The sequence below is a fragment of the Streptococcus sp. KHUD_013 genome (assembly GCF_052588545.1).
In genome coordinates, this window is sequence record NZ_CP186264.1 from 1,821,626 (window position 1) to 1,837,500 (window position 15,875).

Below are 15,875 nucleotides of genomic sequence, written 5' to 3' on the forward strand. Positions count from 1 at the left end.
AGGCCCTAGTATGACACAGGAGGTCCCGCATGAAGACCGATATTACTCACATTGATACCCGCTTAGGAACAGACAATCACCCAGCTTATTCCAATGGCAATACCCTCCCTTACACAGGGGTTCCTTTTGGGATGAATTATTTTCTCCCACAGACGACACATGAACAGGGGGCTTGGTTTTTCAACCCCAACCTTCCTATCTTTCAAGGCATTCGCTTGACCCATCAGCCAAGCCCTTGGATTGGAGATTTTTCCTGGTGTCTCCTCACTCCTCTAATAGACATTCCGACTCAAGAAGACCTCTATTTCAGACAGAGCAGTTACCGGGGCCAAGAAGCTGTCTTTCAGCCCCATTATTTAGCCCTCACCTCAGAGCGCTATCAAATCCATACAGAGCTGACTCCCAGCCTCTACGGGGCCATCCTCCACTTTAGAGGGCCGTCTGCACTTTCACTGGCCATTCATTGCCCCAATGGACTAGCTGAAGTAGAATTCGGAGAAACGAATCTACATTTCCACATCCTAGACCAAAATCATACCGACCAACAAGACTTTCCTTTCTATCTTCATGTTGAATTTGACCAAGCCATCACTCGCACTCACTGGCTAGGACAGGATTTGATCCTAGAATTTGACAGCCCTAGGCTAGAAGCTCGATTAGGCACTTCCTTTATCAACCCTGAGTTGGCCAAATCTCACCTTCCTACAGCTAGCTTTGAAGAGATGAAAGAAAAAGCGAGCCGCAAATGGCAAGAGCTACTGGACCGATTTGACATTTTAGATACGGGCGGAGAGGATCGAACCTTTTTCGATCACTGTCTCTACCGTAGTCTGCTCTTTCCTCAGACTTGTTATGAAGTGACCCCTGAGGGGAAAGCAGTCCATCGCGATTTCGCCCACAACCGCATTCAAGAAGGGAAATACTTCACGAGTTTGGGCTTCTGGGATCTCTTTCGGACTACCTTCCCTCTCTATAGCCTAGTCTATCCTGAGCTCTACCAAGAATTTCTCGAAGGCTTCCTCAGCCATTACCGGGATACCGGTTTCCTCCCTAAATGGCTAGCGCCGGACGAAAGAGGCATGATGCCTGGAACCCTCATTGATGGGGTTATTGCCGATGCCATTCAGAAAGGCCTGGCTCCTGACCTCCACACGGAGCTTTTTGAAGCCATGCTGGATACAGCTAGGAAGGAAGATCCGAATGGTCATTACGGGCGACGAGGAGCTAAAGAATACAAGGAGTTAGGCTATCTATCGACCGACTATCACGAAAGCGTGAGTCATACCATTGACTTCTCCTATAGCGACTTTTGTATTGCCCAAACTGCCCAGCTACTTGGCAAGGAAGAGTTGGCTAAAGAATATACCCAGTCTAGTTTTTCCTATCGAACCCTCTTTGATCCAGAAACAGGTTATATCCGGGCAAAAGATAAGAAGGGACATTTCAGACCAGACTTCTCGCCCATCAGTTGGGGACGCGACTATGCAGAGTGCTCTGCCATTCAGGCAACCTTAGGCGCCCTTCACGACATCGAGGGCCTCAAGCAACTCTTTGGTGGAGAAGGAGGCTTCACCCATTACTTAACTCGACTAGCCATTCAAGCACCGCATTATGAAGTGACGGGCTATGGCTACGAAATTCATGAAATGAGTGAGATGGCCCAAGCTCCTTTTGGACAAATTGCCATTTCAAACCAACCGAGTTTTCACATCCCCTATCTCTTCCGCTATAGCCAACACCCAGAATACACTAGCATCCTGATCCAAGCCCTTCGCAAAGAAGCCTTCCAGCCAAGCTTCAAAGCCTATCCAGGAGATGAGGATAATGGCAGCCTATCCTCTTGGTATATCTGGTCGGTTTTAGGACTCTATCCAACTTGTCCAGGCAAGCCAGTCTATGACCTAGGAATTCCCCTCTTCAAACACTTGCGCCTCTATCTCCCTCAAGAGAAAAAATGGCTTCATATCCATAGTACAGCTCACACAGCCCAGGCACACTTTCTTCAAGATGTTTTTCTTGATGGAAAAAGGATCGACAGAGTGAGCCACCAAGAGCTCTTGAAAGCGGAGAAGCTAGACTTCCACCTTTCTTGGCTCCCTAAAATCTAAAAAAGAATGAAGAGTAGGACACTCTTCATTCTTTTTCATTACACCTATACTAGTTAATCCCCGACCTTATAAAGGAAAGAACCTTGTTCCGTAAAACTGTACATCCCAGTTCCGGTCCAGAGACGATCCTTGCTGGCATCAGAATCATCATGGAAGATGACTTCTCCATTTTCATCCGTTTGGTCATCAATCGTAAGCCCGGCAGGAATAAATTCCATCAGAAATCCACCTGTGATTCCTCCGTAGACTCCTCCTGAAACAGTTCCATAATCCGTCAAGGAAAGACCATAAGACTCATATTCGTTAGAGACCAAACCATTTTGATCAAAGACGAGTTTATTCCCCTTATCATCTTGCCAGACACCAGCTACGCTACTATAATCCCCTTGAGCGATTGCTTCAATATCCATCTTTGTTTTCTCTTTCTTATCACTCGAACTCTCAGCTTTCTTTGTTTCACTAGTAGCTGAGCTATCCTTCGATTGATGAACTGTACTTTCTTTACTTTCAGATCCTGTCTTCTGCTTTTTATCACCACAGGCTCCAAGGAAAAACAGTAGAGCAGAAAGCAACAATAGCAAACGATACTTTTTCATCATGAATCTCCCCACATTCAATCTATTCTATAAGCCTAATTTTATCCTTTTTCTAGTAATTTGACAAGTTTCTGTTACTATCAAAAAAGGAACCAACTGGTTCCTTCTCTAATTGATTAATGAGCCAACATTTCCTGCGCAATTTCGAATCCGGATAGGTCACTTGGGTAGTAAGTAGGCCAATTTTCCAATTCCTTATAAAGAGCTTCTTGGCTTTCCCCTCCGAAGAAAATATGGAAGTGAGCTGCCTTATTAGGAGCAATTTGATGGTCACTGAATTGAACATACTTGAATTCACCCGCATTCGGATCAGTTGCTTCAAAGAGATACCGCACTCCACGATTCCCTTTTGTATAGGTTAGCGTATGCTTCCCAGCATAGCGGTATTCAAACTTCTTCTCTTCGCCATTCTTATAGAAGGTCATGGTTTTGTCGGTAATGACAATCCGGTCGACATCTGTTTTATAACCTGTGGTGTAGTAGGCTTTATACTCTTCAGCTGTTTTGGACTTGGTTAATTTAGCTTTGTAGTCAAAGACTTGATCCAAGGTTCCATCTTTTAGATAAGGATACACAGACTGCCAATCACCTACATAGTCTGAAAGAGTTCGGTCCTTAATAGCACTGTCCTCAAAGTAGCCATTGGCCACTGTTTTGGTGTCTTCTTCCTCTTCTGGAGCAATTTCTTTTCCGGCTTGAGTCGTTGTTAACTCCAAAGATTTGAGGTTAGCTCCCATGATAGAGATGTAGTCTTCACCATCTTTCATCTGCTCATCTGTCAAGCTCTCTAATGGATTCAAAACAGCTAGATCCACACCGGTTTCAGCAGATAAGGTTTTCGATAAGGATTTAGAAGCATTTTCTTCAAAGTAGATGACCTTGATGTCGTTCTTCTTGATATACTCTGTCAATTCACTCAAACGAGTCGCAGACGGTTCACTATCTGGTGACAAACCTGAAATAGAGACTTGATTCAAGCCATAATCCAAGGCCAAATAACGGAAAGCTGCGTGTTGAGTGACAAAGTTTTTCTGTTTCGCTGCAGATAAGCTCTTCGTATAGCTGTCATCCAATTTTTTCAACTTGGCAATATAGGCATCTGCATTTGCTGTAAAGCTAGCCTTTTTATCTGGGTACTGTTTCACCAGTTGATCACGAATCGTTTCCACCATTTTAATGGCTCTCTGTGGAGAAAGCCAGACATGGGGATCGTACTCATGATGGTGTTCTTCCCCTCCCTCATGGTCATGCTCTTCTTCACCACCTGGTAAAAGAAGCATATTCTCCGTCGCTTTGACAACCTTTGTTTTCTTGCCATCCATTGATTTCAGCAACTGAGGCACCCAAGTTTCCATATTCTCGTTCTCATAGACAAAGACATCTGACTCTTGGATTTTTGCGCGACCCTTGGCAGACAATTCAAAATCATGGGGTTCCGAACCAGAGCCAATCAAGAGCTCCACATCTCCCTCGTCTCCAACGACTTGCTTAGTAAATTCATAGACAGGATAGAAAGTCGTCATGACTTTCAATTTCCCTGACTGATTTTGACCACCACTACAAGCTACTAAAAGAAGACTACAGAAGGCTAACACGAGCCATACAAGTTTTTTCATAAGATCACCTATTTTCTAAATTTAACAAAAAGATTTGAGAGCAAAAAGAAGGATACAAATAAGAGAGTAATGGTCGCACTAACCGGTGTATCCGGGTAATAAGAGAGAATGAGACCACTGACCATCCCCACAAAACCAATGACCACTGCCAAAATCATGACTGAACGGAAGGTCTTTCCTAGCTTTAAAGCAATACTAGCTGGTAAGACCATAATAGTAGATACCAACAAGGAACCTGCAGCCGGAATCATCAAGGCAATAGCCACCCCTGTCACAATATTAAACAAGATAGACATGAGACGCACGGGTAAACCATCTACATAAGCTGTATCCTCGTCAAACGTAAGGATATACATGGGACGAATAAAGAGAATCGTTAAAACTAAAACAATCGCTGCAATGATAAACAAAGCAAGCACTTGCTCATCCGTAATGGTCAAGGTAGAGCCAAATAGGTACTGGTCCAAACTCATGGAACTTTTACCGCCACCCTTCATGATCACCAAAGCCAAGGCTAAGCCGGTCGACATGAGAATCGCTGTCCCAATTTCCATAAAATCTTTATAGACTGTTCGTAAGTACTCTAGAAATACCGCAGCTATGATGACCACAATGACTGTAGAAATAGTTGGAGAGAAACCAAGGAAGAGGCCAAAAGCAACCCCTGATAGAGAGACGTGGCTCAGTGTATCACTCATTAAGCTCTGACGACGCAAAATCAAAAATACACCTAAGATAGGGGAGAAGAGACTCATGGCAACCATCGCCAACAAGGCCCGTTGCATAAAATCATACTGAAATAGACTAAGCATGGTCCTCACCTCCATCTTTCTCATGGACATTAAAGCAACGCCATGGAGAGTTTTGTTTTCTCACTAGGTGAATATTGCGATCCGCGTAATGGCTCACCTCTTCAGGATCATGCGTAATCATCAAAACAGCCTTCCCATGATGATGGGCACTGTGGTGCATCAATTCATAAAACTCATCCTTACTACCAGCATCCATCCCAGTAGTCGGTTCATCCAAAACAAAAATATCTGGATCAGACGCAAACATTCGTGCAATGACAGCCCGTTGTTTCTGGCCACCGGATAGAGCCCCTAACGGTTTATCTCGATGCTCTAACATTCCAACAGCCGTTAAACTAGCTAAAATATGTTCCTCATCATGATGATTCAAGCGACGAAACCATCCTTTGCGAGGATAACGACCTGATTTAACAAACTCATAAACAGAACTGGGAAAACCTGCATTGAAGCTTGCAATTTGTTGCGGAAGATAGGCAATTCGTAATTTTTTACCGGCTACATTTTCCTTAGCAATTTCAACCGTCCCTACTTTTGGTTTTAAGATGCCAAGACTTGCCTTAATCAAAGTAGATTTGGCTGCGCCATTCTCACCAGTCAGCGTCACAAACTCCCCGCTGTCCAAGTAATAATTCACACCTTCTAGAACAGGCTCTCGATCATAATAAAAAGAAAGATCTTTAACAGTGATATAACGCATTAACGAAGATCCTCCAATAAGCGAGATAAAAACTTAGAAATAACCATTTGTTCTTCTTGAGAAAATTCGCTCAAAACCTGATTATAAACAGCCAAAGTATGATCATGATGATGAGAATGTTCCTCAGCAACTGGACGCCCCAAATCTGTTAAACGGTACAAAACGATGCGAGCATCTTTCTCATCTTTTAGAGCTTCTAACATCCCAAAAGAAAGTAATTGTTTAACAGCCTTAGTAACAGCAGCTTGACTAACATTCAGCAATTTAGCAAGCTCAGAATTGGAATAATTATTCTTTGATAATAACATTAAAATGTGTTCTTGCGTATTGGTTAAAGAAAAACCACTTGTACAAGAACCTATCAATACTTCATGCTGATTCTCAGAAATAAGTAAGATAGAATTCAAAAACTCATCTATCTGATTAGCAACCTTCATAGGAACTTCCTTTCTATTAACCAGTAAATACTTTACCGGTTAATTATAACACAGTAAAGGAAAATAGTCAAAGTATTTTCAGAAAACAATAAAAACAATTTTTAGTAACTGTTAAGTAACTCAGCATCAAAAATTCAACAAATAAAAGAAAAAGACAAGGTCCGAAAACCTTGTCTTTAATACTATACCGGCGGCCGGGGTCGAACCGGCACGTCCTTGCGGACACTGGATTTTGAGTTCCATAACTACATTATTTAAATCTTACAACCTTGATTTAATAGGGTTTTAAGCCTTTTGAATCTTGCAAAATAGACTCATTTTTCAAATTTTAGTAACTTTTTGGTAACTCATTTTTCTTCTTCAAATAGTAACCTCAATACTAATAAAAAAATGGTGAAGTAGTTTACACTACATCAGATATTATTTAATAATTTTTTGTACAAAAAAGACAATTTTCTTAGTTTGACTATCGTACTCAAACTATTTTTCATCAAATACCTTGATATACCTGATAAATGGTAGAAAAAAGGACTTTGCCCTGTGCAATACGAAACTAAATCCTTAACTTAAATTATTTATCCAACATATTGGGTTCATTACAAAATCAATTTTTTCTTAGTTCAATGACTTGATCGTATCGACTTTCATTATCAATATGGTGAGCGATTTCTAACACCATCATCGGTAGTGAGAAAATCAAGTCTCTAACCATCTGGCTATTTTCTACGTCAAGAGCTGCAGTTACCTCATCTGCTAATAAAATATCCTTTTTACGAAGTAGGAAGCGGGCTAGTTCAATCCGGACTCGTTGTCCGCCTGAAATATTTTCTCCGTTATTAGTGATTACAAAATCAAGTCCATCAGTTAGTTCATGGTCGAGTTTGACCTGTCTCAAAACAGTCTCCAATTCTTGATCTGAAAACTCTTGTCCCAAACTAAGATTGTAGCGAATAGTATCATTAAAGAGGAAAGGATGCTGGCTGATGATACCTACCTGACGAATAAAATGACTTGTTTTTGCTCCATCGCTTGTCCGACAAGTAATCGTCCCATCATCCGGCTTTTCTTCCCCTGTGATCATTCGGAAGAGGGTTGATTTCCCACAGCCACTTGGCCCTTTGATGAGGACTTTTTCGCCTTGTCGAATGGCTAGATTAAGATCGCGTATAATCTCTCTACCGTTATAAGATTTACTTAAATGAGAAATTTCTAGTTCTTCTACTTGTGAGATCGAATGATTGTCCGATTCACTATCATCTGCTCGATTTAAAATTCCGAAAATCTTTTCTGCCGTTGTTTTTGCTCCTTGTACTTCAACCACATCATACATGATATTTTGTATAGGACCTACCAGTTGACCAGCGGCAATATACATTGCAACCAGACTAGCTACTGAAACATGATGACCATGCATGGCAAGGAAGAACCCCAATACCAAGGGGAGTACTTGGCTAAGAAAGACCATGAAACCATTACAAAAGAAAACAATATTATGGGTAAAAGCAAACTTTTGAATGGCTCGTTGATAACGAAGATTGATATTCCAGACGCGCTGAGAATTTTCAGGCAAGGCCTGATTCATCCGCAAGGTTTGAGCCCCTCGAATACTATCAGAGATTTGGTTATGAACGGCTGTTCTTCCCTGAGACATTTCATCCCCTGAATTCTTTAGCTTATTATTCATTAAGAATTGTGGAATGGGACGTAAGATTGTGAAGAAAACAAAGATAGAACCCAATAAAACATTTTGGGCAATGATATAGATCGCCGTAATCAGTGCTCCAAATCCCCAACATGAAATAGACATATAGCGTTCAAAAAAGTTATCTCCTAGAAATTCCATATCCTGTGTCAGCATGGTAATCTTTTCATCTTCACTATATTCTCTGTCTTCCATTAACTTCTGAAACAATGCCGTTCGGATATTCATGTGAATTTCACGTCGAAAGACATTATTTGCATGATTACAAAATAACATTAGACTATACAAAGCGAAATAGACAGAAAAACCAAAGAGAGCAAATTTCCAAATAGAAGAATAGGTAAGGTTATTTTGATCTATCGATAATGCTTTGGCAACAACCAAGGGTTGTCCCAAAGCGAGACCCCCATTTGCCAGTGCCCCAATAATGGTTAGGTATTTTGTTTTTTTATCAAGATATTTAAAGATATTAATCATAAATCTCTCCTAGAAAAAAGAACCCTATGATTGAGAAATATCAGATGTAATCATTAAATTTTATTACATATTATTCTTTGTGATATATTTTACATGCTCATTATACATCTAAAAATAAGTCTGGTCAATGAATATTCAAAGTTCTTCTAATGTAACCAAAAATTTATTTTAAGCCAATTATACTTAATTATGTACTTTATTTAAGTGAAAACTAAAAATTTTTTCAAATGTACATTTTCTTATACCTCAGTTTGTAAAATTAAGCTAGTCAGAAAAAGAGTTCTACATATAAATAGAACTCTTATAATCTAGGATATTGTGTTGACTCTCTAGTTATTCTTTAATGCTTCTTTAATTTCACCGATTGTCGCTGAAACAGTTTTATCTTGAAATGATTTTACTTCTCTATTGCCATCTTTATCAATAGTTTCAACTGGACTACTGTAATCATCTGTTGAGCTTGTCGTAAAACCACCTGATTTATCCGCAATAATTAATTTGTCATCAGGTTGGTTTGAGAAATATTCATTAATTTCTTTTTCAGACTTATTTTTTAGAAGGTTCTTATAAATTTCAATTGTTTGATTTTCTTTTTGTTGAGCTCCTAACGAATTAGCAATAACAGGGGTTAATAAAGCATATGAAATTAATCCTACAGTCAAAACAGTTAATGTTAAAGGTAAAATTTTTTTAGTCATTTTTTAGACCTCTTTCTTTTTATTTATTAAGAGTATACTAATAAGCTGTTTTCTTCTTTAAAATCGTTATATTTTACTGGATAGGCCTCCACCCCATCCAGCCCCGTTATATTATTACTTTTGTTAGAATTCAATTTATTGTGTGTGAAACTAATTCCAGAATTTGAACTTTAAATTTTTTATTATACATTGATTATCATTGAAAAAAATGTATAAATCAATTTCTTAGATTAGAGGATATTATGTACTAAAAACATACAAAACTCCAACCCAGAATAATGTACAAAACAAAAATAGAGTACACTTTTTAAAGAATGTACTTTATGCTTCTAATTCAGTTGTATCAAGGGTTTAGCTCTTGTTAAACCAATTGTACATAAACTTTTAGTTTTTAACTCTAAATAAAAAAGAGCTCTGCTTATTAACAGAACTCATCTATTTTAAACTTTTAAGGGGCCAATTCCTCAATTTCCTTTATCCCTTCAAACTCTCCAACACTTTCGAAAAGTTCTATAGCTCGTTTGAAATGTCTATTGGATAATTCCGTATCTTCCAAGGCTAAATAGATTTCACCTAACCCTCTATAGCTACAACCTTGAGAAATCACGTCATCAGTCTCTAAAGATTGTTCCAATGACAGATTCATGAATGTAAGTGCTTCATCAAGGTTGTTTAATTTAAATCTCACATAGCCTTGTTCGTAGTTATTCACAGCTTTCTTTAGATTATCATTTGGAAAATGCTCTTCAATTATCTTCACTTCATCTTCAATGAGCTTTAAAGCCTTATGAAAATCACCCTGATCTCTGTAGATCATAGCTAATTGATGTAATCCAATGTGTTCATTTTCTTTATCTTCATTTTGTTGAGCTAATAAAATGTATTTCTCAAATATACGGGTACACGAGGCATAGTCTTTTTCTGCCAATAATAAATACCCCATCAGATTTAAAAGGCTAAAATCTGTACAGGTATCAATGGAAAAATCTTGTTCAACCAACTTTTTAGCTTCTGATGTTTTTCCCTCCAGAAACAAGGCCCAAGCTGTATCAAGTTTAGAGACCATCTATTTTCCCCTTTCAACTATAAACAAACTTCATAAAATAAAATCACTCAACAATAATATACTAATCTTTACCTATTGAAACTTAATCAAATAAACCATACTTTTATAAATCAAGTCATCTAGGGCACTTTTGCTGATAGTGACCATTTCCTCCCTATAATGAAAATCCTTTATTAGCTAGATAACATTAAAATCTGTCTAGCTATACATCATTAGCAAAAGAATTCCTGTTGCATTTCCAAGAATATGAGAAAGTGTTGAAATCAAACAATTCCCAGACTTTTTATAAATCATTGCATAGATGATACTATCAACAAAAATCATGAAAATATCGTAGCTTACAAGCCCAACGCTTCCACTAGAAATATGGGCTATCGCGAAGAATAAAGAAGATAGAATGGCACAAAGCCAAAATGGTATAATTCTCATTGACTTACCAAGAAAGAAACCTCTCCATGCAATTTCTTCCCCCAAGGCTGCGATTACTATTTGAACCATAAGGAGCGGTATTTTATCGAAGGATAACATACCATCCGTTCTTCCCAAAACATGACTAGCAAAAGCGCCCTTAAATATCATATCACCGACAAGCAAAGTTGCTGCAGCGGTTCCTACAGGAAGCAAGACCAAAAGAATTACCCCTTGTTTTTTCAGATCATCGAAAAATGATTTAAAGCGCAAACCTGATTCTATATGTGATTTTTTATCAAAATGTTCAAGAACAAAGAAAAAGAGAATACCAATCAGGACAGTGAGACCTGACAAAGAAAGTTCAGGTATTATCTTTGTCAAAGACAATACTGCCATTAGAAACAAACCAATGATCGTAGTATATACAGACTTTTTATCTATTTTAGCAAAATCAAGCATAAATATTTCTCCTCTTTATATGGAATTCCGTCAATATTTTAGACACATTTTGGGAGGAAATTTTGAAGACTAGCGTCCTTCTAATTTTCCCAATAAGTTTTAACTTCTTCAAAAATCTTATTCAAAAGTTCTGCATCTTTTTCTGACAACTGATTTTTTTCTATAACTCTATCTTTTAGTTCTGTTGCCTTTATTTTATTTCTTGCCACCGAAACTGCTATTGAATGTTTCAAAATATCAAACTCATCCTTTGAAAAGTTTGCAATATTGGTAAGGTCTAATTGTTCTAGAGGTAAACTACTGATAATTGAATAAGGTTTTTGTCCCAGCAAATAATCTGTAGTAGTACCAAAGATATTTGCTAACTTTACAACGAATTCTAATCCTGGTTCTAACGTTCCATTCTCCCAACGAGAATATGTCCCTTGTTGAACTCCAATTAATTCCGATATTTGTACTTGAGTTAATTTTTTTGATTTTCTGAGAGTTTTTAATCTATCTGAAAATTTATAATCCTCTGTATACATAAGTCTCCTATAAATATTCTTAATCGTATATTTTTACTTGACAAAATATTCTAAACGGTATAAAATAGAATTATTCCATAAGGAATATTTATTTTAAGATTAAATATTCCATTGAGAATATTATAGCATAAAAGGAGGTAAAAGCGTATGTAACTAGTAGTTCGATTTAAAAAAATTTAGTAAAGGAGGTAAGATTCGACAAAATAAAAAAATCTTGAAACAAATGTGCCGTTCGTTCCAAGATCAAAACATATTATGTAACAATTATACCACAGAAAACTCTTCAGTTGTACAAGAAAATTTCGGAGGTTTCACAAAAAGATGACCAATAAAGAGTTAGTCAATCAAATTTCTGGCCTAAACTCTACCTCTACTCTTAAAAACTGGATTCAACTGATTAAAGAGATAAGTGGCAAGGAATTTAAAAAAATTAAAATTCCTATCAGTAGAAATCCAAGAACTCATCAATTAAGTTATACAGTTGCCTATGACTTTACAAACGAAGACCTTAGACAATTTCAAAAGTTAGCTAACCTAAAACTTGAAATAGGTCTAAAAGAGGCTATACAAGCCGTATTTGGGAGTCTAGCAGACAATGAGCACGAATCCCTAAACCAAGTAATAGATGAGCTCTACGATGAACTGAGCGCCTTAAAACAGGAATTTAAGCGAGAAATACGACTGATAAGAAATGAGAATGCCAGTCTAAAAAAGAAAATCCAAGATATTGAAGAGTCGATGCAAACCGGCTTATTAGGGTTTGTTCAGAAGAGGTCAAAAAATAGGTTCGGCTAATAGCGAGTTTTCGGCTGAGCCATGAGGCAGAAAGCCGAAAATGAGCGTAGATGCGGACGGACCATTTTTGACCGATAGGGTGTGTAGTAACACCACCCTCTGCAAGTTAGGTGTACCATCGAAAAAATTCAGTATTACCAAGGGTTTCGGAGATTTTAAGGGTGGCAAAATTAGGCAAAAAGTTGAATCAAAATCTATGGCAAAAAATGAGCATTTACGTTCTGTATTTGACTGGATTCAAATTCAGTTTGATAAGACTGAATTTTCACCAAAAGAAATAATCGAAGATATCCTATTTCTTGACTTTGACCTATTTATTGAGAATAAGGGGAGCCTTAAATACTATAACTATGATAGCCAGCTTCATTATGGGAATATCCGTATCTACTATGGATCGAAAGAGTCGTCCTACATGCTTGTCATGTCAGGACAGGCACTTGAATTCTATAGAGATATGGTATTAGATCCAAATAGTCTATCCGAAAGACAGTTTCTGGACAACCTCTACTACAATTTCCATCGTTTTTCAATCAGACGAATTGATATTGCAATAGATGATTTTAATGAAACACCCTATTTCACTCCTAATCAACTTCTAAAGATCTGTCAGAAGAAACGCTTTATATATGGAAAAAGCACCTACTACAATACCTATGGAGATGAAACAATCGGTCAGACCTTATATTTAAGAAAACCAAATGATGATGAAAGACTTAGAATTTACGATAAGCGCTTAGAACGAGCTGAGAAGCTCGGTATCAGCAAGCGGTATATAGAAAATTGGATAAGAACTGAGTTAGAACTTAGGAAAGAAAAAGCTCACTACTTCATTCAAGAATGGTTGCATTCGGAAATAGATCTTCTCAACTTTACCAAGGGATATCTCAAAGAAAAAGTGAGGTTCTATAGTGATAGTCACTTCTCAAAACCTTTGAGATCTTGGGAAAAGTTTTTAGGTCACTCAAAACCTGTCTCTATCATTATTCCAAAACCAAAAACAGAACTAGAACAAAAATTAGAATGGTTTACCTATAAAGGTTCTGGAGCTATTCTAAAAGCGTATAAATTTCTATACGACAATAACTTACTGCATGAGTATGAGAAGTCTAACTATCTCGCACTCAACAATATGGAATATCCACCAGATTTAGCAAGTGGATTAATAGAACGGGCAATTCTCTTTAAAAGAGAGGATTTAATCCCTACAATCAAAGAAAATATCAAAAGGAGAAATTAACTATGGCAAAAATGCTTTCACAAAATGACTGGAATTTTAATAACATTGGAACAAAATTTGAATTGGATGAAGTTATTCCAAAATTTGAAACGGAAGTCCGAGCAGATGCAAACGGAGAAATTATCAAAAACCGAGATGGTAGCGAAAGACGTTTTAATACCGATAGAATCATTGGTTGGAAATACAATGTAACAATTAAGGATGGACAATTCAAAAAGAAATCAACCCAAGTCTCAGTAGACAATCCAGATGCCTTGGTTGATAATGACTATATCCAAGCAATGGATGAAGTACCAGTTACATTTGACAATTTACAAGCTACTATGATTAGTTCGACAATGTATTACAAGGCAGATGCTATCCATTTAGTAGATGTAAAACAAAAATAAATATCAGACAAGGGGAGTTAATCCTCCCCTTACTTAATCTAATTAGAAAAGGAGATCACATGATTAAAACTGTAACAAAAGATGACCTTATCGAACTTGGATTTGCTCCAGGAACTGCAAGAAAGATTATCCATACCGGCAAATTACTATTAGTGAATCGTGGTTTTAACATCTACGATAACAAAAGGATTGGTACAATTCCAGCCAGTGTCGCAGAAGAACTATTAGGAATTGAACTCCAGAAAGAAGCGTAGCTTATGGCTTTACGTAAAAGTAGAGACGGAACTTGGATTGTTGATGTTTCCAATGGTATAAATCCAATATCTCTAAAACAACGTAGAATTGTAAGAAAAGGATTCAAAACTAAAAAAGAAGCATTGGAGGCCGAACAATACTTACGAAGTGTCGAACTTAAAGAAAAAAGTTTCAACTCAAAAATATCAATTGATATCCTTTATGATCTCTTAAAAGAAGAGGATAGAATAAACAACAGAAAACAAAGCTATATAGATACACAAGAAAACAACTATAACAGGCATATAAAAAACTATTTTGAAAAAGTTGATGATGTAGCTAAATTAACTTATGAAGATATCTATCAATTCAGAGAACATCTAAGAGATAAAAATACTCAAAACTCAGAAAAGAAGCTAAGTCCAAACACTATTAATAAAATTATAATTTTACTAAAGAAAATTCTGGATGTTGGATTAAGAAAGGGATTTTACAAGGAACATCCCGTAGGATTACTGAAAAAATTACCCATAGAAAAAGTAAAATTAAATTTCTGGACAGTAAAAGAATTTAAGCATTTCTTAACACTATTTAGCAACGATGAATACAATATAAAATTACTATTCACAGTTCTATTTTTTACTGGTCTAAGACTCGGAGAAGCTCTTGCTCTAACGTGGAAGGACATAGAGTTTTCTACAAATACAATCCATGTAAGTAAATCAATATACGTTAAAAAAGGTGAAGAACACATTAGTAGTACAAAGACAAAAGCTGGAACCCGAAGAATCATCATGAACACCAAACTAGTGGAGACACTAGAAGAATGGAGGCAAACACAGCATGAAAGATTAAAAGAATTTACAACCAACCTAGATGATCTACAGATATTTCAAAATAGCCCGATTACGATAACTAAGGATTCAATCGAAAAACAATATAAAAAAATATTACAAAGAGATAGTTCTTTAAAAAAAATAAGAATTCATGACTTCAGGCATTCACATGCTTCCCTACTAATAAACCAAGGAGAAGATTATCTTGTCGTAAAAGAAAGATTAGGACATGCTTCTATAACTACAACAATAGATACATACTCTCATTTGTATCCAAGCAAGCAACAAAAATTAGCGGATAAATTAGATGATTTGTTATAAAACTAGTAATTTTAAGTAACTCAGCGTTACAAATTCAACAAATAAAAGAAAAAGACAAGGTCCGAAAACCTTGTCTTTAATACTATACCGGCGGCCGGGGTCGAACCGGCACGTCCTTGCGGACACTGGATTTTGAGTCCAGCGCGTCTGCCAATTCCGCCACGCCGGCAAAGTATAACTGGGGTAGCTGGATTCGAACCAACGCATGAGGGAGTCAAAGTCCCTTGCCTTACCGCTTGGCTATACCCCAATAATATAAAATAGGCGAGTGATGGGGATCGAACCCACGCATGCCAGAGCCACAATCTGGTGTGTTAACCACTTCACCACACCCGCCATATTCTTATACACGGGCAGTAGGAATTGAACCCACACTGAAGGTTTTGGAGACCTTAGTTCTACCTTTAAACTATGCCCGTAAAGGATGGAAGGGGAGGGATTCGAACCCCCGAACCCG

16 protein-coding genes and 5 tRNA genes (1 of these 21 cut by a window edge) are annotated in these 15,875 nt (G+C 37.4%); 6 read left to right on the plus strand and 15 right to left on the minus strand.

Features of this window, described 5'->3' with window-relative positions; genetic code table 11:
• The first annotated feature begins 29 nt into the window (after positions 1-29).
• Complete coding sequence (locus ACOXXR_RS08715) at positions 30-2,108, plus strand: GH92 family glycosyl hydrolase (protein WP_445278444.1); 2,079 nt, start codon at positions 30-32, stop codon at positions 2,106-2,108.
• Positions 2,109-2,161: 53 nt separating this feature from the next.
• On the opposite strand, the gene ACOXXR_RS08720 is transcribed toward ACOXXR_RS08715, so the two are convergent.
• The 10 genes from ACOXXR_RS08720 to ACOXXR_RS08765 form a co-directional block, all read right to left on the minus strand.
• Positions 2,162-2,707 carry a DUF6287 domain-containing protein gene (locus ACOXXR_RS08720; RefSeq protein WP_445278445.1) on the minus strand — a complete coding sequence of 182 codons (546 nt, stop codon included), beginning with the start codon at positions 2,705-2,707 and terminating at the stop codon, positions 2,162-2,164.
• 113 nt (positions 2,708-2,820) lie between these two features.
• Positions 2,821-4,320, minus strand: a complete 1,500-nt coding sequence (locus ACOXXR_RS08725) for a zinc ABC transporter substrate-binding protein AdcA (protein WP_236128223.1) — start codon at positions 4,318-4,320, stop codon at positions 2,821-2,823.
• 8 nt (positions 4,321-4,328) lie between these two features.
• Complete coding sequence (locus ACOXXR_RS08730) at positions 4,329-5,132, minus strand: metal ABC transporter permease (RefSeq protein WP_445278446.1); 804 nt, start codon at positions 5,130-5,132, stop codon at positions 4,329-4,331.
• A complete protein-coding gene (locus ACOXXR_RS08735) occupies positions 5,125-5,829 on the minus strand; it encodes a metal ABC transporter ATP-binding protein (protein ID WP_445278447.1) in 705 nt (234 codons plus the stop codon). The genes ACOXXR_RS08730 and ACOXXR_RS08735 overlap by 8 nt, the downstream gene beginning before the upstream one ends.
• Positions 5,829-6,266: a zinc-dependent MarR family transcriptional regulator gene (locus ACOXXR_RS08740; protein ID WP_048717496.1), complete on the minus strand. Its 438-nt coding sequence runs from the start codon at positions 6,264-6,266 to the stop codon at positions 5,829-5,831. The genes ACOXXR_RS08735 and ACOXXR_RS08740 overlap by 1 nt, the downstream gene beginning before the upstream one ends.
• Before the next feature lie 604 nt (positions 6,267-6,870).
• Positions 6,871-8,445 carry an ATP-binding cassette domain-containing protein gene (locus ACOXXR_RS08745; protein ID WP_445278448.1) on the minus strand — a complete coding sequence of 525 codons (1,575 nt, stop codon included), beginning with the start codon at positions 8,443-8,445 and terminating at the stop codon, positions 6,871-6,873.
• Positions 8,446-8,774: 329 nt separating this feature from the next.
• Complete coding sequence (locus ACOXXR_RS08750) at positions 8,775-9,143, minus strand: hypothetical protein (protein WP_445278449.1); 369 nt, start codon at positions 9,141-9,143, stop codon at positions 8,775-8,777.
• Positions 9,144-9,591: 448 nt separating this feature from the next.
• Positions 9,592-10,209, minus strand: coding sequence for a tetratricopeptide repeat protein (locus tag ACOXXR_RS08755; RefSeq protein ID WP_445278450.1), 618 nt, complete (start codon positions 10,207-10,209; stop codon positions 9,592-9,594).
• 198 nt (positions 10,210-10,407) lie between these two features.
• Positions 10,408-11,079, minus strand: a complete 672-nt coding sequence (locus ACOXXR_RS08760) for a type II CAAX endopeptidase family protein (protein WP_154859144.1) — start codon at positions 11,077-11,079, stop codon at positions 10,408-10,410.
• An 80-nt stretch (positions 11,080-11,159) separates the two neighbouring features.
• Positions 11,160-11,606, minus strand: a complete 447-nt coding sequence (locus tag ACOXXR_RS08765) for a helix-turn-helix transcriptional regulator (RefSeq protein ID WP_049518301.1) — start codon at positions 11,604-11,606, stop codon at positions 11,160-11,162.
• A 321-nt stretch (positions 11,607-11,927) separates the two neighbouring features.
• Between ACOXXR_RS08765 and ACOXXR_RS08770 the strand changes: the two genes are divergently transcribed.
• Genes ACOXXR_RS08770 through ACOXXR_RS08790 form a run of 5 tightly spaced genes read left to right on the plus strand, consistent with a single transcriptional unit; the run spans position 11,928 to position 15,418 of the window.
• A complete protein-coding gene (locus tag ACOXXR_RS08770) occupies positions 11,928-12,401 on the plus strand; it encodes a hypothetical protein (protein WP_123159905.1) in 474 nt (157 codons plus the stop codon).
• A 40-nt stretch (positions 12,402-12,441) separates the two neighbouring features.
• Positions 12,442-13,638, plus strand: coding sequence for a replication initiation factor domain-containing protein (locus ACOXXR_RS08775; RefSeq protein ID WP_123159906.1), 1,197 nt, complete (start codon positions 12,442-12,444; stop codon positions 13,636-13,638).
• A gap of 2 nt (positions 13,639-13,640) precedes the next feature.
• Positions 13,641-14,027, plus strand: coding sequence for a hypothetical protein (locus tag ACOXXR_RS08780; RefSeq protein WP_009732035.1), 387 nt, complete (start codon positions 13,641-13,643; stop codon positions 14,025-14,027).
• 59 nt (positions 14,028-14,086) lie between these two features.
• Positions 14,087-14,281 (plus strand): DUF3173 domain-containing protein, encoded by a 195-nt coding sequence (locus ACOXXR_RS08785; protein WP_000598356.1) that lies wholly within the window; start codon positions 14,087-14,089, stop codon positions 14,279-14,281.
• A gap of 3 nt (positions 14,282-14,284) precedes the next feature.
• The gene (locus tag ACOXXR_RS08790) at positions 14,285-15,418 is read left to right on the plus strand and encodes a tyrosine-type recombinase/integrase (RefSeq protein WP_009732034.1); all 1,134 of its coding nucleotides are present in this window, start codon (positions 14,285-14,287) and stop codon (positions 15,416-15,418) included.
• 85 nt (positions 15,419-15,503) lie between these two features.
• Here ACOXXR_RS08790 and ACOXXR_RS08795 read toward each other — a convergent pair.
• The 5 genes from ACOXXR_RS08795 to ACOXXR_RS08815 form a co-directional block, all read right to left on the minus strand.
• Positions 15,504-15,587: transfer RNA gene (locus tag ACOXXR_RS08795), tRNA-Leu, on the minus strand.
• A 9-nt stretch (positions 15,588-15,596) separates the two neighbouring features.
• A tRNA-Gln gene (locus ACOXXR_RS08800) sits at positions 15,597-15,668 on the minus strand.
• Between the two features lie 13 nt (positions 15,669-15,681).
• A tRNA-His gene (locus ACOXXR_RS08805) sits at positions 15,682-15,754 on the minus strand.
• A gap of 12 nt (positions 15,755-15,766) precedes the next feature.
• Positions 15,767-15,837, minus strand: a tRNA-Trp gene (locus tag ACOXXR_RS08810).
• Positions 15,838-15,843: 6 nt separating this feature from the next.
• Positions 15,844-15,875, minus strand: a tRNA-Tyr gene (locus ACOXXR_RS08815); it runs 49 nt beyond the window's last position.

Excerpts from the sequence above, each read along its gene's own strand:
- ACOXXR_RS08715 (WP_445278444.1), top strand. The coding sequence starts at position 30 with ATGAAGACCGATATTACTCACATTGATACCCGCTTAGGAACAGACAAT.
- ACOXXR_RS08720 (WP_445278445.1), bottom strand. The coding sequence starts at position 2,707 with ATGATGAAAAAGTATCGTTTGCTATTGTTGCTTTCTGCTCTACTGTTT.
- ACOXXR_RS08725 (WP_236128223.1), bottom strand. The coding sequence starts at position 4,320 with ATGAAAAAACTTGTATGGCTCGTGTTAGCCTTCTGTAGTCTTCTTTTA.
- ACOXXR_RS08730 (WP_445278446.1), bottom strand. The coding sequence starts at position 5,132 with ATGCTTAGTCTATTTCAGTATGATTTTATGCAACGGGCCTTGTTGGCG.
- ACOXXR_RS08735 (WP_445278447.1), bottom strand. The coding sequence starts at position 5,829 with ATGCGTTATATCACTGTTAAAGATCTTTCTTTTTATTATGATCGAGAG.
- ACOXXR_RS08740 (WP_048717496.1), bottom strand. The coding sequence starts at position 6,266 with ATGAAGGTTGCTAATCAGATAGATGAGTTTTTGAATTCTATCTTACTT.
- ACOXXR_RS08745 (WP_445278448.1), bottom strand. The coding sequence starts at position 8,445 with ATGATTAATATCTTTAAATATCTTGATAAAAAAACAAAATACCTAACC.
- ACOXXR_RS08750 (WP_445278449.1), bottom strand. The coding sequence starts at position 9,143 with ATGACTAAAAAAATTTTACCTTTAACATTAACTGTTTTGACTGTAGGA.
- ACOXXR_RS08755 (WP_445278450.1), bottom strand. The coding sequence starts at position 10,209 with ATGGTCTCTAAACTTGATACAGCTTGGGCCTTGTTTCTGGAGGGAAAA.
- ACOXXR_RS08760 (WP_154859144.1), bottom strand. The coding sequence starts at position 11,079 with ATGCTTGATTTTGCTAAAATAGATAAAAAGTCTGTATATACTACGATC.
- ACOXXR_RS08765 (WP_049518301.1), bottom strand. The coding sequence starts at position 11,606 with ATGTATACAGAGGATTATAAATTTTCAGATAGATTAAAAACTCTCAGA.
- ACOXXR_RS08770 (WP_123159905.1), top strand. The coding sequence starts at position 11,928 with ATGACCAATAAAGAGTTAGTCAATCAAATTTCTGGCCTAAACTCTACC.
- ACOXXR_RS08775 (WP_123159906.1), top strand. The coding sequence starts at position 12,442 with ATGAGCGTAGATGCGGACGGACCATTTTTGACCGATAGGGTGTGTAGT.
- ACOXXR_RS08780 (WP_009732035.1), top strand. The coding sequence starts at position 13,641 with ATGGCAAAAATGCTTTCACAAAATGACTGGAATTTTAATAACATTGGA.
- ACOXXR_RS08785 (WP_000598356.1), top strand. The coding sequence starts at position 14,087 with ATGATTAAAACTGTAACAAAAGATGACCTTATCGAACTTGGATTTGCT.
- ACOXXR_RS08790 (WP_009732034.1), top strand. The coding sequence starts at position 14,285 with ATGGCTTTACGTAAAAGTAGAGACGGAACTTGGATTGTTGATGTTTCC.